16 protein-coding genes are annotated in these 16,313 nt (G+C 37.0%); all 16 read left to right on the top strand.

Annotated features, from left to right (window positions below; all coding sequences use genetic code 11):
• Positions 1–9: 9 nt before the first annotated feature.
• The 16 genes from CBF35_RS04730 (at position 10) to CBF35_RS04655 (ending at position 16,287) form a co-directional block, all read left to right on the top strand.
• Positions 10–1,209, top strand: a complete 1,200-nt coding sequence (locus CBF35_RS04730; RefSeq protein WP_126778840.1) for a CAP-associated domain-containing protein — start codon at positions 10–12, stop codon at positions 1,207–1,209.
• Positions 1,206–1,634: a YlbF/YmcA family competence regulator gene (locus CBF35_RS04725; RefSeq protein ID WP_126778839.1), complete on the top strand. Its 429-nt coding sequence runs from the start codon at positions 1,206–1,208 to the stop codon at positions 1,632–1,634. Before CBF35_RS04730 ends, CBF35_RS04725 begins: the two co-directional genes overlap by 4 nt.
• A gap of 10 nt (positions 1,635–1,644) precedes the next feature.
• The gene (locus tag CBF35_RS04720; protein WP_407290321.1) at positions 1,645–1,992 is read left to right on the top strand and encodes a YlbG family protein; all 348 of its coding nucleotides are present in this window, start codon (positions 1,645–1,647) and stop codon (positions 1,990–1,992) included.
• A 123-nt stretch (positions 1,993–2,115) separates the two neighbouring features.
• Entirely contained in the window at positions 2,116–2,670 is a 555-nt protein-coding gene (rsmD, locus tag CBF35_RS04715; protein ID WP_126778837.1) for a 16S rRNA (guanine(966)-N(2))-methyltransferase RsmD, read from the top strand.
• 2 nt (positions 2,671–2,672) lie between these two features.
• Positions 2,673–3,161: a pantetheine-phosphate adenylyltransferase gene (coaD, locus tag CBF35_RS04710; RefSeq protein ID WP_126778836.1), complete on the top strand. Its 489-nt coding sequence runs from the start codon at positions 2,673–2,675 to the stop codon at positions 3,159–3,161.
• Positions 3,162–3,197: 36 nt separating this feature from the next.
• Positions 3,198–4,244: a SepM family pheromone-processing serine protease gene (locus CBF35_RS04705; RefSeq protein WP_126778835.1), complete on the top strand. Its 1,047-nt coding sequence runs from the start codon at positions 3,198–3,200 to the stop codon at positions 4,242–4,244.
• 143 nt (positions 4,245–4,387) lie between these two features.
• Positions 4,388–5,458 carry a DUF871 domain-containing protein gene (locus CBF35_RS04700; protein WP_244922563.1) on the top strand — a complete coding sequence of 357 codons (1,071 nt, stop codon included), beginning with the start codon at positions 4,388–4,390 and terminating at the stop codon, positions 5,456–5,458.
• Between the two features lie 18 nt (positions 5,459–5,476).
• Positions 5,477–6,364: an N-acetylmuramic acid 6-phosphate etherase gene (murQ, locus tag CBF35_RS04695; RefSeq protein WP_126778834.1), complete on the top strand. Its 888-nt coding sequence runs from the start codon at positions 5,477–5,479 to the stop codon at positions 6,362–6,364.
• Between the two features lie 14 nt (positions 6,365–6,378).
• Complete coding sequence (locus CBF35_RS04690) at positions 6,379–7,803, top strand: PTS transporter subunit EIIC (protein WP_126778833.1); 1,425 nt, start codon at positions 6,379–6,381, stop codon at positions 7,801–7,803.
• A gap of 1 nt (position 7,804) precedes the next feature.
• Positions 7,805–8,434, top strand: coding sequence for an HAD family hydrolase (locus CBF35_RS04685; protein ID WP_126778832.1), 630 nt, complete (start codon positions 7,805–7,807; stop codon positions 8,432–8,434).
• A 79-nt stretch (positions 8,435–8,513) separates the two neighbouring features.
• On the top strand, positions 8,514–9,371 hold the full coding sequence (locus CBF35_RS04680; protein ID WP_126778831.1) for a MurR/RpiR family transcriptional regulator: 858 nt from the start codon (positions 8,514–8,516) through the stop codon (positions 9,369–9,371).
• A 206-nt stretch (positions 9,372–9,577) separates the two neighbouring features.
• Positions 9,578–11,056, top strand: a complete 1,479-nt coding sequence (locus CBF35_RS04675; protein ID WP_126778830.1) for an aldehyde dehydrogenase family protein — start codon at positions 9,578–9,580, stop codon at positions 11,054–11,056.
• Between the two features lie 192 nt (positions 11,057–11,248).
• Positions 11,249–12,847: a CTP synthase gene (locus CBF35_RS04670; protein ID WP_126778829.1), complete on the top strand. Its 1,599-nt coding sequence runs from the start codon at positions 11,249–11,251 to the stop codon at positions 12,845–12,847.
• A gap of 164 nt (positions 12,848–13,011) precedes the next feature.
• Entirely contained in the window at positions 13,012–13,878 is an 867-nt protein-coding gene (locus tag CBF35_RS04665) for a class II fructose-bisphosphate aldolase (RefSeq protein WP_126778828.1), read from the top strand.
• A gap of 165 nt (positions 13,879–14,043) precedes the next feature.
• Positions 14,044–15,660: an ATP-binding cassette domain-containing protein gene (locus tag CBF35_RS04660; RefSeq protein WP_126778827.1), complete on the top strand. Its 1,617-nt coding sequence runs from the start codon at positions 14,044–14,046 to the stop codon at positions 15,658–15,660.
• A gap of 156 nt (positions 15,661–15,816) precedes the next feature.
• Positions 15,817–16,287 (top strand): RrF2 family transcriptional regulator, encoded by a 471-nt coding sequence (locus CBF35_RS04655; RefSeq protein WP_126778826.1) that lies wholly within the window; start codon positions 15,817–15,819, stop codon positions 16,285–16,287.
• Positions 16,288–16,313 lie beyond the last annotated feature (26 nt).

Raw genomic sequence — 16,313 nt, 5'->3', positions numbered from 1 at the left:
GGTTATAGCATGAAACGTTTTCTTCAATTTATTGTCATTTTTCTTTGTTTCATGCTTGTAGCTTACGGAGAACCCATTGCTTTTCCTAATAGAAAAGTTGCGAGTCCACCTAAAATCGAAAAAAAAGCCAAAGATAAAAAGAAGGCTGAAATACCTTACGGGAAACTACCAGCTAAAGGCTTTGCTAGTTTAATCGGTAAAAATACTGAGGAATTAACAAAACATTATGGCGAACCAATCGAAATCCAAGAAACAGCTCTAGGTTATAGTTGGTGGATTCTTGGTGAAGATGAAAAAGACTATTTACAAGTGGCTGTTAAAAATCAAAAAATTGCCTCAATTTTTGTGTTAGGTCAAGAATTACCAGTAGCACCTTTTAAAATTGGCATGAGTATTGGCGAAATTAGTAATATTACGACAATCTTTTCAAATTTCGATTTTGAAAAGAAAGGTCAAAAATACAAAATAGAATTAACAGAAAAAGATATGTCTTATCGGCCATTAGTGGCTTTTGACAATGAGAGTTTCGCAATTTTGCATTTAAACGAAAGAACAGGTAAAATTATAGGTGTCCGGTATCTTGATAAGTCAGTCTTGTTACGACTAATGCCTTATGAGCTTCATGAAGGTGAGCTAGTTGATGAAGTTATCAATCAAAAAGCCGATTGGGCTCTCGTTAACAGTGACAGTGAACGACAATTTCAGACAATTTTAGGAATTCTCAGAAAACGGGACAAACACCTGCCTTATGTGTATTCGAAAGAGCTTATTGAAAGCACGCAAAAAGCCGTTAACACAATCTCGAATCACCCTGAAAAAATATTTGATCAAAAAAACCGTTTAGAAGAGTGGCAGGCTCACGAAAACAGTTATAAATTTAATGATCCGTTAGAATTAACGACTAAAGAACAAGACAAGCTCCTTGAATCAGGGGACTTAGATCCTAAGAAGATTCATAGTGTCTTTTATAGTCCAGCATATGATGTGCCCTTTTTATTAATGAGCTGGTACAGTGATATATTATCCCAAGATCAGTTAACTCATGTCACAGATAAAGAAGTAGGGGTAGCTTTTTCTAAAGATGTTGTACTATTTGTGATTTTAGATGAAAAAGTCTCAACAAAAGATAGTAGTAGTGCCAGTTCTAATGAGCAAAATATAAAACAAGAACTATCGCAAGAACGTGATAAGGAGGCGGGAAACTTATGATTTTTACAGAAGAAGTCTTTGAAATTGAAGACTGTGTCCAAGAGTTATGTGATAAAATAATGGCAAGCTCGGTGGCAAATGATCATCTAAACTACCGTTATCTTATTGCAAATACACCGGCAACCCAGCAGAAGGAACAAGCCTTTATTAAAGCCCGAGAAGCTTACGAACGAGTGGAAGCTTATGGTAAGTTTGCTCCGGATTACACAGAAAAACGCCGGAAATTACGGCAAGAAAAACGCCAATTAGATATGGATGAGCATGTTTCGGCTTTTCGGATTAGTGAAAGAGAGCTGCAAGAAGTCTTAGATCGGATCAGTTATGACATTGCTCAAAAAGTATCAGTGAATATAAAAATCGATGCCGGCAATCCTTTCTTTGAGTTTGCCACAAAAGGTTGCGGAGGGAGTTGTAGTGTTGGATAAGCAAGAAACAATTAATGAAATTGAAACACCAAAATTTTCAGTCATTCCTAGAAGAGCGCTCATCGTCTGGGTTTATAGTTTACGACAATTAAAAGTCTTAAAACGCTATGGAACGATTGCCCATGTCTCCCGGAAGATGAAATATGTTGTCATTTACATGGATGAAGTTGAAGTCGAAAGTAACTATACTGCTCTAGGTAAATTACATTTTGTTCGTGGCGTTGACCGCTCATTCCGACCAGATGTTGAAATGAACTTTGGGGAACGAATCGGTCTTGAAGAGACGTTAAAATTAGAAGATGACGGCTTTGAAGTTGAAGAGTTAACGACTAAAATAGTTTTATCAGAAAAAGTTTAAGCATGTAAAATTGATAAATTTGAAATGACCTCTCAAGTTCGATCAATTCTTCATGCTTTTTTCCTTTTTATCAGCTAAAATAGACATAGTAAAGAATTTGAGAGAAAGCAGTGTGAAAGTAAGATGAGAGTAATAACAGGTGAATATGGTGGACGACGATTAAAATCATTACCAGGGGACAATACCCGACCGACAACTGACAAAGTAAAAGAATCAATTTTCAATATGATTGGCCCTTACTTTGATGGCGGGATCGCTTTAGATTTATATGCTGGCAGTGGCTCATTAGCGATTGAGGCTGTTTCAAGAGGCTGTAATCAAGGAATTTGTGTCGATCGCAGCGGTCACGCAATCAAAGTCATCAAAGAAAACATTGCAATGACAAAAGAAACAGAAAAGTTTATGACCATTAAAAATACGGCTAACTTAGCCTTGAAAGAAATTGCTAGAAAAGGTCTGATCTTAGATTACGTTTTTTTAGACCCCCCTTATGCCGACCAAGTCATTGAAGAAGAATTACTGCTCATGGTTGAGTTAGGTATCTTAGCCTCAGATGCCTACATCATTTGTGAAACAGATAAACGGGCAGACTTGCCTTCAGAAGTACCAGGTTACAAGTTAAAAAAACGCCAAAAATATGGCAGTACTGAAATCGTTATTTATGAAAGGTCGGAGTAAAAATGACAAAAAAAATTGCTCTTTTCCCTGGTAGTTTTGATCCCTTTACAAGTGGGCACTTAAATACAGTGGAGCGTTCAGCGGCTTTGTTTGATGAAGTTATTATCGGTATTTTTACAAATACGACTAAAAAAGGCTTATTTACAACGGCTGAAAAAATCGCCTTAGCTGAAGAAGCAGTGAAAGAGTTGCCAAATGTTAAAGTCATCTCCCAACTAGATGGGCTGACTGTTGATATTGCTGAGTCTTTAGGGGCTAAATTTTTAATTAGAGGGATTCGTAATATTACTGACTATGAATATGAAAAAAATATTGCCTTTATGAATACGAAATTAAATGAGCGGGTAGAAACGGTTTTTCTTTTAGCAGATGAAAAATATAGCAATGTCAGTTCAAGCATCATTAAAGAAATTGCAAAGTTTCACGGTGACGTCTCACCTTTTGTCCCGACCTGTGTTAATCAAGCAATTATTACTAAGTATAAAAAATAAAATTAGCTACTTTTAGTAGTTGGATTAGAGTGAAAGATGAAAAATAATAAAAGAGAATTGCTTAAATCAATTTTGATGATTGTTTTAAGTGTGATGGTCATTGCCAGTGTGGTGATTCGTTTGCCATACTATATCGAAGTCCCTGGCTCAGCGGAAAACGTTCGAGACTTTGTCTCAGTTGATGGCCAACGAAATAATGAAGAAGGCTCTTATATGTTAACAACTGTTGGAATTCGTCAAGGAACTCTTGTTAGTTTAATCGCAGCCAAATTTTTGCCGTTTCAAGAAATTGTTAGTAAACAAGACTTGATGGGAGAATCTACTGACGAAGAGTTTGACGAGATTTCGAAATTCCAAATGACATCATCAGAAAATATGGCTAAAAAGGTTGCTTTAGATTTAGCTAAGGAGCCTTATGAATTTCAATACAAAGGAGTCTATGTTTTAAACGTCTTAAGTCAGTCCAAATTTGCTAAGGAATTAAAAATGGGAGACATTGTTTATCAAGTAGATGAGCAGCAGTTTAAAAATTCTCAAGAGTTTATGGATTACGTTTCTAGTAAAAAAGCTGGGGAAGAATTAACGATTAAGTTTCGCCGAGATGGTGTTGAAAAATCAGCAACGGGCGCTTTGATTGAATTAGAAGGGCAAAAGCGAGCCGGGATTGGGATTACTTTAGTCGATCATAGTGAACTAGAAACCCAAAGAGAGGTCAATATCAAGACAGAAGACATTGGTGGACCCTCAGCTGGTCTAATGTTTACCCTTGAGCTTTACGACTTACTTGCAAGTAAAGACAGCCGTAGGGGCCGTGAGATTGCTGGAACAGGAACCATCAATGAAGATGGCACAGTAGGGAGCATTGGTGGCATCGATAAAAAAATTGTCGCAGCTGACCGGGCAGGTGCGACAATCTTCTTCGCACCAGAGGAAGAATACAGCGAAGAAATTATGAAAGACAATCCAGATTTGTTGACAAATTACCAAGAAGCAGTGATTGCGGCTAAGGAAATTAAAACGAAGATGAAAGTTGTTCCTGTTAAAACCGTTCATGATGCTTTAGATTATTTGGAAAAAAATTAACTAGGAAATGTGAAAAGACGAGCGCCTCTTATTTTAGAGTCGCTCGTCTTTTTTTGTGGAATGTTATTCCTTATTTTTTATTATTTTTTAAAATACTTGAAATAATATTTCTTTAGTTGTATAATGAAAGCGGATTAAGGGAGGTGGAAAAAATTAACGGTTTTTCAATATTTGTAGGTGAAGTTCTTTCAGAAAAAAAAAAAGCTTATATCAAAATGATGAAAGAACATGGTTTTAAGGGTGTTTTTACATCACTGCATATACCAGAAGACGATAGTTCCTTGTATTTAGAAAGACTTATTTCTTTAGGGAAGTTGACTAAAGAGCTAGACTTAACACTAATGGTAGATATTTCTGCTAAAGCTTTGGAAGCGATTTCTATTGATATTGAATCAAGAGATGATCTTTTACGCTTAAAGGAATATGGAATTACTGGAATAAGGATGGACTATGGGATTGAGATGGCACTAATAGCTAAAGTTTCTCGAATAATGACTGTTGGTCTTAATGCTAGTACATTAACTGAGCAAGAATTTGCCCAGTTAACAAAGAATAATGCTGATTTTAGTCAGATGGAACTTTGGCATAATTATTATCCTCGAGAAAATACGGGATTAGCGAAGACTAGTTTTATTGCTACCAATCAATGGTTGATTGGCAAAGGATTAAAAGTCGTGGCCTTTGCTCCTGGGGATAAAAAATTAAGAGGTCCTTTATATAATCACTTACCAACTTTAGAAAAACATCGCAATCTACACCCCCTAGCTTGTGCCTTAGAATTAAAACAAGCTTGCTATGTAGAAGATGTGTACATTGGGGATGAAGAGCTCAGTCAAGAATTGGCTCTACAATTTATGACTTATGAATTAGAGATGAAATTATTATTTTACGTTACTATTTATTCTGATACATATAAAGATTTATTCATAGGATGTCATACTAATCGAGTCGACGATGCCAGAGATGTTATTCGAAGTCAAGAAGCACGTTTCAAAAAATTACCCCAGATTCAGCAAGAAAATAGCATTATTAGAAATTGTGGTGCAATAACTTTAGATAATCAGCTCTATGGTCGTTATATGGGTGAATTACAAGTAGCTAAGCAAACATTATTAGCAGATTCTAGAGTAAATGTTGTTGCCCAAATAAAAGCCAAGGATGAGGCTTTAATTCAATTTATTAAACCTGGAACTAAATTTGAGTTTCGCCAATAGAAAGGAAAAAATCAAAAAATGAATTTAAATGAACTTACAACAGAAACACGTAATCAAAAAACAATGACTTTAGATACAATGAGTTCAACTGAAATTATTCAAATGATGAATAATGAGGATCGAAATGTACCACTTGCAATCGAGAAAGAGTTACCGCAAATTGGTTTAGTCGTTGACAAAATTGTCGAAGCTTTTAATGACGGCGGAAGATTAATATACACAGGAGCGGGCACAAGTGGTCGTTTAGGTATTTTAGATGCGGCTGAATGTGTACCAACTTTTGGAACTGAGCCTGAAATGGTTCAAGGATTAATTGCTGGTGGCATGAGTGCGATGACGGTGGCTGTTGAAGGAGCTGAAGACTCAAAAGAGTTAGGACGAGAAGACTTAATCGCAATAAATTTATCAAGTAAAGATATTGTTGTTGGGATTGCTGCTAGTGGTCGGACACCTTACGTAATTGGTGGTCTCGACTACGCTAGAGAAGTAAATGCCACAACGGCAACGATTGCATGTAACGCAAATGCTGAAATTAGTAAACACGCAATGTACCCGATTGAAGTTGAAGTTGGACCAGAAATTCTAACAGGTTCAACCCGTCTGAAATCAGGAACAGCCCAAAAGTTAGTATTAAATATGTTATCAACTGCCTCAATGATTAGAATAGGGAAAGCTTATAAAAATTTAATGGTTGATGTGAAGCCAACAAATGAAAAATTAGTTGAACGAGCTAAACGCATCATCATGGAAGCGACAGATTGTTCTTATGAAGTGGCAACATTAAACTTCGAAAAGGCTGATCAAAATGTTAAGGTGGCAATTGTCATGGTATTAACTAATGTTGAAAAAGCTGAAGCTATTAATAAATTAACAGATAGTAATGGCTTTGTACGTGGAACACTTTAAGAGGAGGAAGAAAAATGACTGATAAAATTAAAAATATCGCTTCAGGAATTTATGATAATGTTGGTGGCATGGGAAATGTTAGTAAGGTAGTACATTGTATGACTAGAGTTAGAATGGGGATTAAAGATTACGATAAAGTTGATTTAGTCGGTTTGAAAGCAGTTGCTGGTGTTCTTGGTGTTGTCGAAGATGAAACCTTACAAGTTGTCATTGGACCTGGTACGGTTAATAAAGTTGCTCAAGAGATGGTTGAAATGGCTGGAGTTAATTTAGGTGATGAATTTCCAACGACAACTAAAAATAGCAAAGATGCTGTTGAAGAAAAAGCAGCTGCAATGAAGGCAGAAGTTAAAAGAAAGAACCAAAAACCGTGGTCAAAGGCCTTGAAAGCAATCTCTAATATCTTTGTACCTTTAATTCCTGCCTTTGTTGGTGCCGGGATTATTGGTGGATTTGCTTCCGTATTAGGAAATATGTTAGTAGCTGGAACGATTACTGGTGAGAGTTGGGCCAATATTGTTACAGTGATGAATATTATTAAAAATGGTGTGTTTGCATACCTAGTTTTATATGTTGGGATTAACAGTGCCAAAGAATTTGGCGCTTCACCAAGTTTAGGTGGCGTTATTGGTGGTGTGACGATGCTGACAGGTATGAACCCGGAAGCTCCGTTACCGAATATCTTTACAGGTGGTAACTTAAGCGCAGGGCAAGGTGGAGTTATTGGTGTTATCTTTGCGGTTTGGATTATGTCATTTGTTGAGAAAAAACTAAGAAAAGTTGTACCTGATTCAATCGATATTATTGTTACTCCAACGATTACATTGTTAGTCATGGGCCTAGCAACAATTTTCTTAATTATGCCAATTGCTGGTGCAGTCTCTAATTCATTAGTTGGTGTTTTAAACTGGATCTTAAGTGTTGGCGGAGCCTTCTCCGGTTTTGTTTTAGGCTTAACTTTCTTACCGATGGTAATGTTTGGTTTACACCAAATTTTAACACCAGTTCACTTAGAAATGATTGAACAAACAGGTCGGACGTTACTATTACCAATTTTAGCGATGGCAGGTGCAGGACAAGTTGGAGCTGCAATTGCTTTATGGGTTAGATGTAAAAAAAATCAAGAGTTAACTGAATTAATTAAAGGTGCTTTACCAGTTGGGATCTTAGGAATTGGTGAGCCACTAATTTATGGTGTGACGTTACCTTTAGGTCGCCCCTTCTTAACTGCCTGTATCGGTGGTGGTATTGGTGGTGCCGTTTTAGGATTAATTGGAAATATTGGAGCCACTTCAGTTGGACCAAGTGGTGTAGCCTTAATTTTCTTAATTGCTGATGGCAAATGGTTAGGGTATGTTCTAGGGTTACTAGCGGGTTATGCAGGTGGGTTCCTAGCAACTTACTTCTTTGGGACAACTGAAGAAATGCGCTTAGGATAAGATGAAAAAAGCTGTTATATTCGATTTAGATGGGGTGTTGATTGATTCAGAACCACACTATCGCAACCGTCGCCAGCACTTTTTTGAAGAACAAGGAATTAAATTAACGGATGAAGAACAACGTTTATTTATTGGTTCAAATCCAGATGATATGTTTTTACATCTATTTCCAGATGAAAAAGAAAAACAATTACGGTTAAAACAAGCTTATCAGGAGTATGGTCAACAGTTTAAACTCAATTATCGTGAAATTATTCAACCAGGTCTTTTTGAAACATTAAAGATACTTCAGAAACGAGGTTTAAAACTAGCAGTAGCTTCTTCTGGAAGTGAAGTTGGTATTATGACGGTGTTGAAAGAACTAGAGATAGTTAACTATTTTGATACAGTTGTTAGCGGTAGATGGTTTGACAAATCTAAACCACATCCTGAGATATATTTATATACATTGTCACAGTTGAACTTATCTGCTGAGGAATGTTTAGTGATTGAAGATTCAGCCCATGGCATCACAGCGGCTATGGAGGCGGATATTGAAACATTAGCAATTCAAGATTTACGCTATGGTGTAGACCAGTCTCGTGCAACCGCCAAAATTGAAGGTTTATTAGAAATTCCGAAGCATCTTTAGAATAAATAAGAGACATACAATTGAATTAATGATTGTATGTCTTTTTTAATCGTTGTATGATAAGGAGGAGGTGAGCAAAATGCCAAAAAATATCTTATTTCTAATTCAAGAAGAGCTTGCAAATTTACCAAAAGCTGAAAAAAAATTAGCGGAATGGATTTTATCCAATTCAACAAAAGTCATTCATATGAATGTTACGACATTAGCGAAGGCTGCTTCATCAAGCCCTGCAACAATTGTCCGATTATGCTATTCTTTAGGACTAGAAGGGTTTACTGATTTGAAATTAAATATTTCAAAAGTTTTACCTGAAATTGAAGAGAAATTACACACGGATATTGTGAAGAATGAAGAAATCTTACAAATTAAAAAGAAACTTAATTATAAAATTGCGAGTTCTTTTAACGAAACAATACATAAACTAGATGATAGTATGATAGAAAAAAGCCTTGATTTTATCGAAGATTCCGAAGTTCAATATACTTATGGTATTGGATCCTCAGGGCTGGTAGCTGAGGATGTGTTCCAAAAGTTAACTAGAATCGGTAAAAATGTATTATTCACAAAAGACTACCATTTGTTAGCAACTTCATTAGTAACTAATCCTAAAAAAGGTGTTTTTATAGCTGTATCTAATTCTGGAGAAAAGCTCGAAGTCATTCATTTAGCTAAAATTGCTAGAGAACAAAAAATTAAAGTCATTGTTGTAACGAAGGATGGGAGTTCGAGATTAGCTCGATTAGCGGATGCGGTTCTATTGACAGCAAGTGGTGGTGAAGCAGTGCTACGGAGCTCTGGAACGACGTCAATGTTAGTTCAACTATTTACCGTAGACATCCTATTTTCAGCCTATGCATCTAGGCATTATGATGTGAGTATTGAGCGATTAAGTAAATCTAAAGAAGTTATAAAAAAAGTTGAAAGAATCAATAAATAGAGTAGAAAATTAAATAAAAATTTCCAATGCGAATCAGACTAGTTAATATTTCCAGTCTATTCGTTTTTTTTTTACGTTTTTTTATAAATTGGTATAGCTTTGTAAGTCGATGTCTACAGTTGAAAACAAATTACTTGCTTTTAAAAATGAAAGCGGTAAAATAGTCGTTAAGTCATACAAAAACAATTATTGGAGGAAGATATTTTATGTTAGAACTAAACTTACAAGAGCAATACGGCTTATATATTGATGGTAAATGGTCAAATGGTACAGGTGGAAAAGTGATTACTGCGACTAACCCGGCAACTGGAGAAGAGTTAGCGACATTTGTTGATGCTACTGATCAAGATGTTGATCAAGCCGTCTTAGCAGCGAATCAAGCCTTAAAAACTTGGCGTCAAACAACTTTGACAGAACGTAGCAACTTATTATTAAAAATTGCTGATTTAATTGAAGAGAATCAAGAACATTTAGCTTTAGTGGAAACTTTAGATAATGGTAAACCGATTCGGGAAACTTTAAATGTCGATGTGCCAAGTGCCGCGGATCATTTTAGATACTTTGCTGGGGTTGTTCGTAGTGAAGAAGGGGCCGCTCAAAATTTAACTAATAATTTAATGAGTATTGTTATCAAGGAACCAATCGGTGTTGTTGGGCAAATTATTCCTTGGAATTTCCCATTTTTAATGGCTGCTTGGAAAATTGCCCCAGCCTTAGCTGCAGGTAATACGGTGATTATTCATCCCTCATCAAGTACTTCACTAAGTTTACTTGAGTTCGCTAAGATTATTGACGGCGTCTTACCAAAAGGCGTCTTAAACATTATTACTGGTAAAGGTTCTAAATCAGGCGAGTACATGTTACATCACGAAGGCATTCATAAATTAGCCTTTACCGGTTCTACCGAAGTCGGGCGCAATGTCGGGATTGCCGCTGCTAAACGTTTAGTCCCAGCGACTTTAGAACTAGGTGGCAAGTCAGCCAATATTTTCTTTGACGATATGCCATTTGAAAAAGCCATTGATGGGGCTCAAATGGGAATTTTATTTAACCAAGGTCAAGTTTGTAGTGCTGGTTCACGAATCTTTGTTCAAGCCGGCATTTACGATAAATTTGTCGCAGCTTTAACTATCGCCTTTAATAAAGTCAAAGTCGGCTCACCAATTGACCTAGAAACGCAAATGGGTGCCCAAGTTTCGGAAAAACAAATGAATCAAATTTTAGAGATGATTAAAGTCGGTCAAGCTGAAGGCGCCCACTTACAAGCTGGCGGTCAACGATTACTGGATCAAGGACGAGAAAAAGGTTACTTCTTAGAACCAACCTTATTAACTAATGTGACGAACGACATGCGAGTGGCACAAGAAGAAATCTTTGGACCAGTAGCTGTTGTCATTAAATTTAATGAGATTGATGATGTAGTAGCGATGGCTAACGATTCAATTTACGGTTTAGGTGGCGGAGTTTGGACGGAAAATCTTAACACCGCTTTAGAAGTCGGGCGCCGTTTAGAAACAGGTCGAGTCTGGGTTAATACGTATAATGCGATTCCAGCTGGGGCACCTTTTGGCGGGTACAAGCAATCAGGAATTGGCCGGGAAACGTATAAATCAATGTTAGATGCTTACAGTCAAACGAAAAATATTATGATTGATACGAATCAAAAAGGTTCTGGTTTTTATTAAAAAAAACAAAAGTTATGATTGACTTAGGTCCCATTTACTTGTATTATTTTTATTGGGCACTCTTGAAAATGAGTAGCCAAAATTATAACTTTCGCTCCCTATTCAGCTATGAATAGGGAGTTTTTTAATTTTTATGAGTTCGCTTAAAAAGCAGTGTTGTTCCCAAAAAATAGTTGAAAAGGGGTTTTTTGAATGACGAAGTATATTTTTGTAACAGGTGGGGTTGTTTCATCGATTGGCAAAGGAATTGTCGCAGCATCTTTAGGTAGATTGCTGAAAAATCGCGGATTAAATGTAACAATTCAAAAATTCGATCCTTATATCAACATTGATCCAGGAACAATGAGTCCTTATCAACATGGTGAAGTTTTCGTCACGGATGATGGTGCGGAAACAGATTTAGATTTAGGTCACTATGAGCGGTTTATTGATATTAACTTAAATCAATACTCAAATGTCACAACTGGTAAAATATATTCAGAAGTCTTGCGGAAAGAACGGAAAGGGGAGTACTTAGGAGCGACTGTCCAAGTGATCCCTCATGTCACTGATGAATTAAAAAGCCGAATTATGCGGGCGGCGGAAACGACGAATGCCGATGTTATTATAACGGAAGTCGGCGGAACTGTTGGGGATATTGAGTCATTACCATTTTTAGAAGCCTTAAGACAAATGAAGCGAGATGTTGGCTCTGATAATGTGATGTACATTCATACGACTTTAATTCCTTATTTGAAAGCAGCTGGGGAAATGAAAACTAAACCAACCCAACACAGTGTCAAAGAATTAAGAAGTTTAGGAATTCAACCAAATATTTTAGTAGTTCGGACAGAAGAACCCATTTCTGAAAGTATGAAAGAGAAGTTAGCGCTCTTTTGTGATGTGGAAACAGAAGCCGTGATTGAATCTCTGGATGTTAATACGTTGTACTCAATTCCATTGAACTTGAAAAAACAAGGGATGGACGAAATTGTTTGTCAGCATTTAGGTTTAGAAACCCCTGAAGCGGACATGACTGAATGGTTAGCTTTAGAACAAAAAGTCTTAAATTTAAGCAAAAAAACCCGGATTGCCTTAGTGGGTAAGTACGTAGAATTACAAGATGCCTATTTATCAGTAGTCGAAGCCTTAAAACATGCTGGCTTTGCCCATGACAGCGACATTGAGATTGACTGGGTCGATTCAGCTAGTTTAACAGAGGACAACGTAGCCGAGAAACTAGCTAGTGCCCAGGGGATTATTGTACCAGGAGGCTTTGGTGACCGAGGCTTAGAAGGTAAAATCACAGCGATTAAATATGCCCGTGAGCAGCAAGTGCCTTTCTTAGGAATTTGTTTAGGAATGCAACTGGCATGTATTGAGTTTGCACGTAATGTGCTAGGCTTAGCTAAGGCAGGATCAGCTGAAAATGAGGCTAACTTAGAACATAACATTATTGATTTGATGGCAGATCAAGTGGATGTGGCTAATTTAGGGGGAACTTTACGTTTAGGTTTATACCCTTGTGTCTTGAAACCTGGTAGTCTAGCGTGGCAAGCTTATGGGGAAGTTGCGGAAGTTCAAGAGCGTCACCGTCACCGTTACGAGTTTAATAATGACTACCGTCAAATAATGGCAGACAAAGGGTTCGTTTTTTCAGGAACGTCACCAGATAATCGTTTAGTTGAAATTATTGAGCTGAATAATCACCCATTTTTCGTTGCAGCCCAATTTCATCCTGAACTTATTTCACGACCTAATCGTCCACAAAAACTCTTCGCTGCATTTATCGCTGCGAGTTTAGTTCACTAATTCACGATATTAGATGGTAATTCCATGAAAATGTGAAAGAATTTTCAAATTAACTGACAATTTTAGCAATATAGGTAGAAATGTACTCTTATTTCTGATAAAATATGTATGTCAGTTAAGTATGACTTAACAAAATAGTTTTCCAATAATAGGAGGAATTTTAAATGGCATTAGTATCAGCAACAGAAATGTTACAAAAAGCACGTGAAGGTCAATACGCAATCGGAGCTTTTAACACGAACAACTTAGAATGGACGAAAGCTATTCTTAAAGGTGCTGAAGAATCTAAATCTCCAGTAATGATTCAAACTTCAATGGGCGCTGCGAAATACATGGGTGGCTACCAAATGTGTGTCCACATGGTTCAAGATTTAATCGACTCAATGGGAATTACTGTACCAGTAGCTCTACATTTAGACCATGGTGAATACGAAGATGCATTAAAATGTATCGAATTAGGCTATACATCAGTGATGTATGATGGTTCTCATCATCCATTTGATAAAAACTTAGAAGAAGCAAAACAAGTTGTTGCGAAAGCTCACGCTGCTGGCGTTTCAGTAGAATGTGAAGTTGGCAGCATCGGCGGCGAAGAAGACGGAATTATCGGTTCTGGTGAATTAGCAGATCCAGCTGAATGTAAACAAATGTCAGATACAGGAATTGATTTCCTAGCTGCTGGTATTGGTAACATCCACGGTTCTTACCCAGAAAACTGGACTGGTTTAAGCTTTGATACATTACAAGCAATTGCTGATGTAACTGATGGCAAACCGCTAGTATTACACGGTGGATCAGGTATTCCTTTAGAGCAAGTTCAAAAAGCAATTTCTCTAGGTGTTTCTAAAATTAACGTGAACACTGAATGTCAAGAAGTCTTTGCAGCAGCAACACGTAAATACATCGAAGAAGGAAAAGATCTTGAAGGTAAAGGTTTTGACCCTCGTAAATTACTAGAACCAGGTACAACTGCTGTAACTGAACTAGTTAAACAAAGAATCGAATGGTTCGGTTCAAAAGGTAAAGCATAATTTTACCAATCATTTAAAAGTAACCCCACTAGACGTACTGTTTAGTGGGGTTTTTGTTGTGTTATTAAGGTGAATCCTTTAAGATATAAGCAAAAAGGTGGTGTGGCAGACATGATTCAAGTTAACGTGGCTCCCTGTTGCTTAAAGCACTAAAAGGAGAAAGCGATGACTTATTATTTTAAGAAACATCAAATGTTGACAGGACTCTATATCGCTTCAGCTATTTTCGCCGCTTTCATGACTGTTGGTATTGCCTTTGTTTATCAGAGTTTAGCTAATTCAGCGACTCAAGGGGATCTCAGTCATTTTATGCGCTTGTCTATATTAGCAGTTGGCTATTTTGTAGTTGAAGCTGTCTCAGATTTTTTACCTCGGAAGACAGCCAGTCTGCTAATTCAAACAATTGTTCAGTCTCTTAGAAATGATTTAACAAGCCATTATTTAAGGGAAAGTATTTTAGCCAACCAACAGCAAAAAAGTGCCAGACGAATTGCTCATCTTACGAATGATTTAGACTTAATTGAAACTATTTATTTAGATCGTCTAGTCTTTTCGGTTCAAGTTATCGGGGTTTTTATTTTTGCCGTTCTAGGAGCCTTTATTTTAAATGGGATGTTTGCCACAATCATGATTGCCTTAGCCTTAGTGCCTTTTCTCAGTCCCTTCTTTAGCAAATGGATGTTAGCCAATAAGCGGGAGCAGTGGCAAACTCAAAAAAATCGCTATTTAAAGCAGTTTGAGGAATTTTCTAGCCACTTAGCCTTTATTAAGTTAAGTCATGCTAGTCAGAGTTTTACTAGGAGATTAAAGGGGAGCAATCAAGCAACTAAAGAACGAGCCACTGATTTTCAAGTCTCTCAAGGGCTGACGATTACGATTATTTACGCCTTAGATAATATTGTTTATTCGGGTACGTGGATTGTTGGAGGTTATTTCATTTTGATGAATCGGATTACCTTGCCAGAAGTTATCGCTATGACAACTTTAATGGGAACGATTGCGGGACCAATTCAAGCTTTTTCAAATTGTTATACTGAAATCACTGCTAGCCAACCAATTGTCACTAAGATTTTAGCCTTAGTTAAACCGCCGTCAAACCCCTTAAACCAACCTCAAGTGGCGTTAGAGTCTTTAGGAAACATCCATTTAAGTCAAGTTGCCTTTGGTTATCAGGCGTTACTTTTCAAGGACTTAAATTTAAGCTTTGAGAAAGGGCAACGCTACGGCATCACCGGTAGTAGTGGCAGTGGAAAAAGTACGTTACTAGACTTACTTTTAGGAATTAGAGAACCAACCACAGGTGAGATTTATTTTGGCAAGGAAGAATTAAGAGGGATAAATAAAGCTAGCCTCTATGCAAAAGTCGCTTACATACCACAAAAAACCGCAATCTTTGAAGGCAGTATCCGGGAAAATCTTAGCCTATTTCAAGAGGCAGATGATGAAAGAATGTCCCAAGCTCTCAAAGAAGTTGGTTTGGAAAAATATGCTTTAGCTGGAGAGGCAGGGCTTAATTATCAGTTATCTGCTGAGACTCAGTTAAGTGGTGGTGAGGAGCGGCGCTTAGATATTGCTCGTGGTTTGTATGGGGAAGCAGAACTATTAATTTTTGACGAGCCAACTTCCGGCGTAGACAAACTGAATGAATCATTAATTGCTAACATTATTTCAAAGATTGAAAATAAAATTATCATTGTTGTAACTCATTCAGACAATGCAGAATTTTTAGCAATGTTTCATCACGTCTACCGTTTGGAGAATCAAAGATTAGTAAAAAGTTAATTTTAAGGATCAGTCAATAGAGGTTATGGCACTTGCCATCACCTCTATTTTGCTATTAATTATGAAAAAAATCTGAAAAATAATGCAAAGTTATTGCATAGTGGACAATAAAAGTCTATAATCGATTTTGAAAGTAGTGAAAAGGAGATGACTTAAGTGAAATTAACCAATGCCACTGAGCAAGCATTAGCTATTATGGCAATTTTATCTATCCAAAGAACGGATGTTCCGGTCTCATCAGAAAGTATTTATACTAAATTATCAGTTTCTCAATCATATGTTAGAAAACTCTTACGAAAACTAGTCGTTTCGAAATTAATCGGCGGAGTTTCCGGGAACAATGGCGGTTTTTATTTGGAAAAAAAGACTTCCGATATTACCTTACTAGAAATTGTTGAAGCAATTGAAGGGCCACTGGAAACTTTCCCTAATATGGGGGTCCTGCAACGGGCTTTTTCTGAGTTTGATGAATTTGCCCAAAACGGTCATAACATCGTCTCAGCTTTTTTCTCAGAAGCTGATCGGGCCTGGGAAGAAAAACTAAAAACCATCTCAATTCAGGAAGTGTTAGAAGCCGTCTTTGAAAAAGAACAGATGATTCCAACGAAAGATTGGAACCAGAATTAAAGTGAAAGAAGTTGACGTGTAGTGAA

It is taken from the genome of Vagococcus salmoninarum, from assembly GCF_003987495.1.
In the GTDB taxonomy this organism is placed as follows: domain Bacteria; phylum Bacillota; class Bacilli; order Lactobacillales; family Vagococcaceae; genus Vagococcus_D; species Vagococcus_D salmoninarum.
The sequence above is the reverse complement of the archived record's forward strand: the minus strand, read 5'-3'. Positions and strand labels throughout refer to the sequence as shown.

Bases quoted from the DNA above. Each gene is read 5' to 3' on its own strand.
- CBF35_RS04670 (WP_126778829.1), top strand. From the start codon at position 11,249: ATGACGAAGTATATTTTTGTAACAGGTGGGGTTGTTTCATCGATTGGC.
- CBF35_RS04730 (WP_126778840.1), top strand. From the start codon at position 10: ATGAAACGTTTTCTTCAATTTATTGTCATTTTTCTTTGTTTCATGCTT.
- CBF35_RS04660 (WP_126778827.1), top strand. From the start codon at position 14,044: ATGACTTATTATTTTAAGAAACATCAAATGTTGACAGGACTCTATATC.
- CBF35_RS04675 (WP_126778830.1), top strand. From the start codon at position 9,578: ATGTTAGAACTAAACTTACAAGAGCAATACGGCTTATATATTGATGGT.
- rsmD (WP_126778837.1), top strand. From the start codon at position 2,116: ATGAGAGTAATAACAGGTGAATATGGTGGACGACGATTAAAATCATTA.
- CBF35_RS04685 (WP_126778832.1), top strand. From the start codon at position 7,805: ATGAAAAAAGCTGTTATATTCGATTTAGATGGGGTGTTGATTGATTCA.
- CBF35_RS04725 (WP_126778839.1), top strand. From the start codon at position 1,206: ATGATTTTTACAGAAGAAGTCTTTGAAATTGAAGACTGTGTCCAAGAG.
- CBF35_RS04680 (WP_126778831.1), top strand. From the start codon at position 8,514: ATGCCAAAAAATATCTTATTTCTAATTCAAGAAGAGCTTGCAAATTTA.
- CBF35_RS04665 (WP_126778828.1), top strand. From the start codon at position 13,012: ATGGCATTAGTATCAGCAACAGAAATGTTACAAAAAGCACGTGAAGGT.
- CBF35_RS04690 (WP_126778833.1), top strand. From the start codon at position 6,379: ATGACTGATAAAATTAAAAATATCGCTTCAGGAATTTATGATAATGTT.
- murQ (WP_126778834.1), top strand. From the start codon at position 5,477: ATGAATTTAAATGAACTTACAACAGAAACACGTAATCAAAAAACAATG.
- CBF35_RS04705 (WP_126778835.1), top strand. From the start codon at position 3,198: ATGAAAAATAATAAAAGAGAATTGCTTAAATCAATTTTGATGATTGTT.
- coaD (WP_126778836.1), top strand. From the start codon at position 2,673: ATGACAAAAAAAATTGCTCTTTTCCCTGGTAGTTTTGATCCCTTTACA.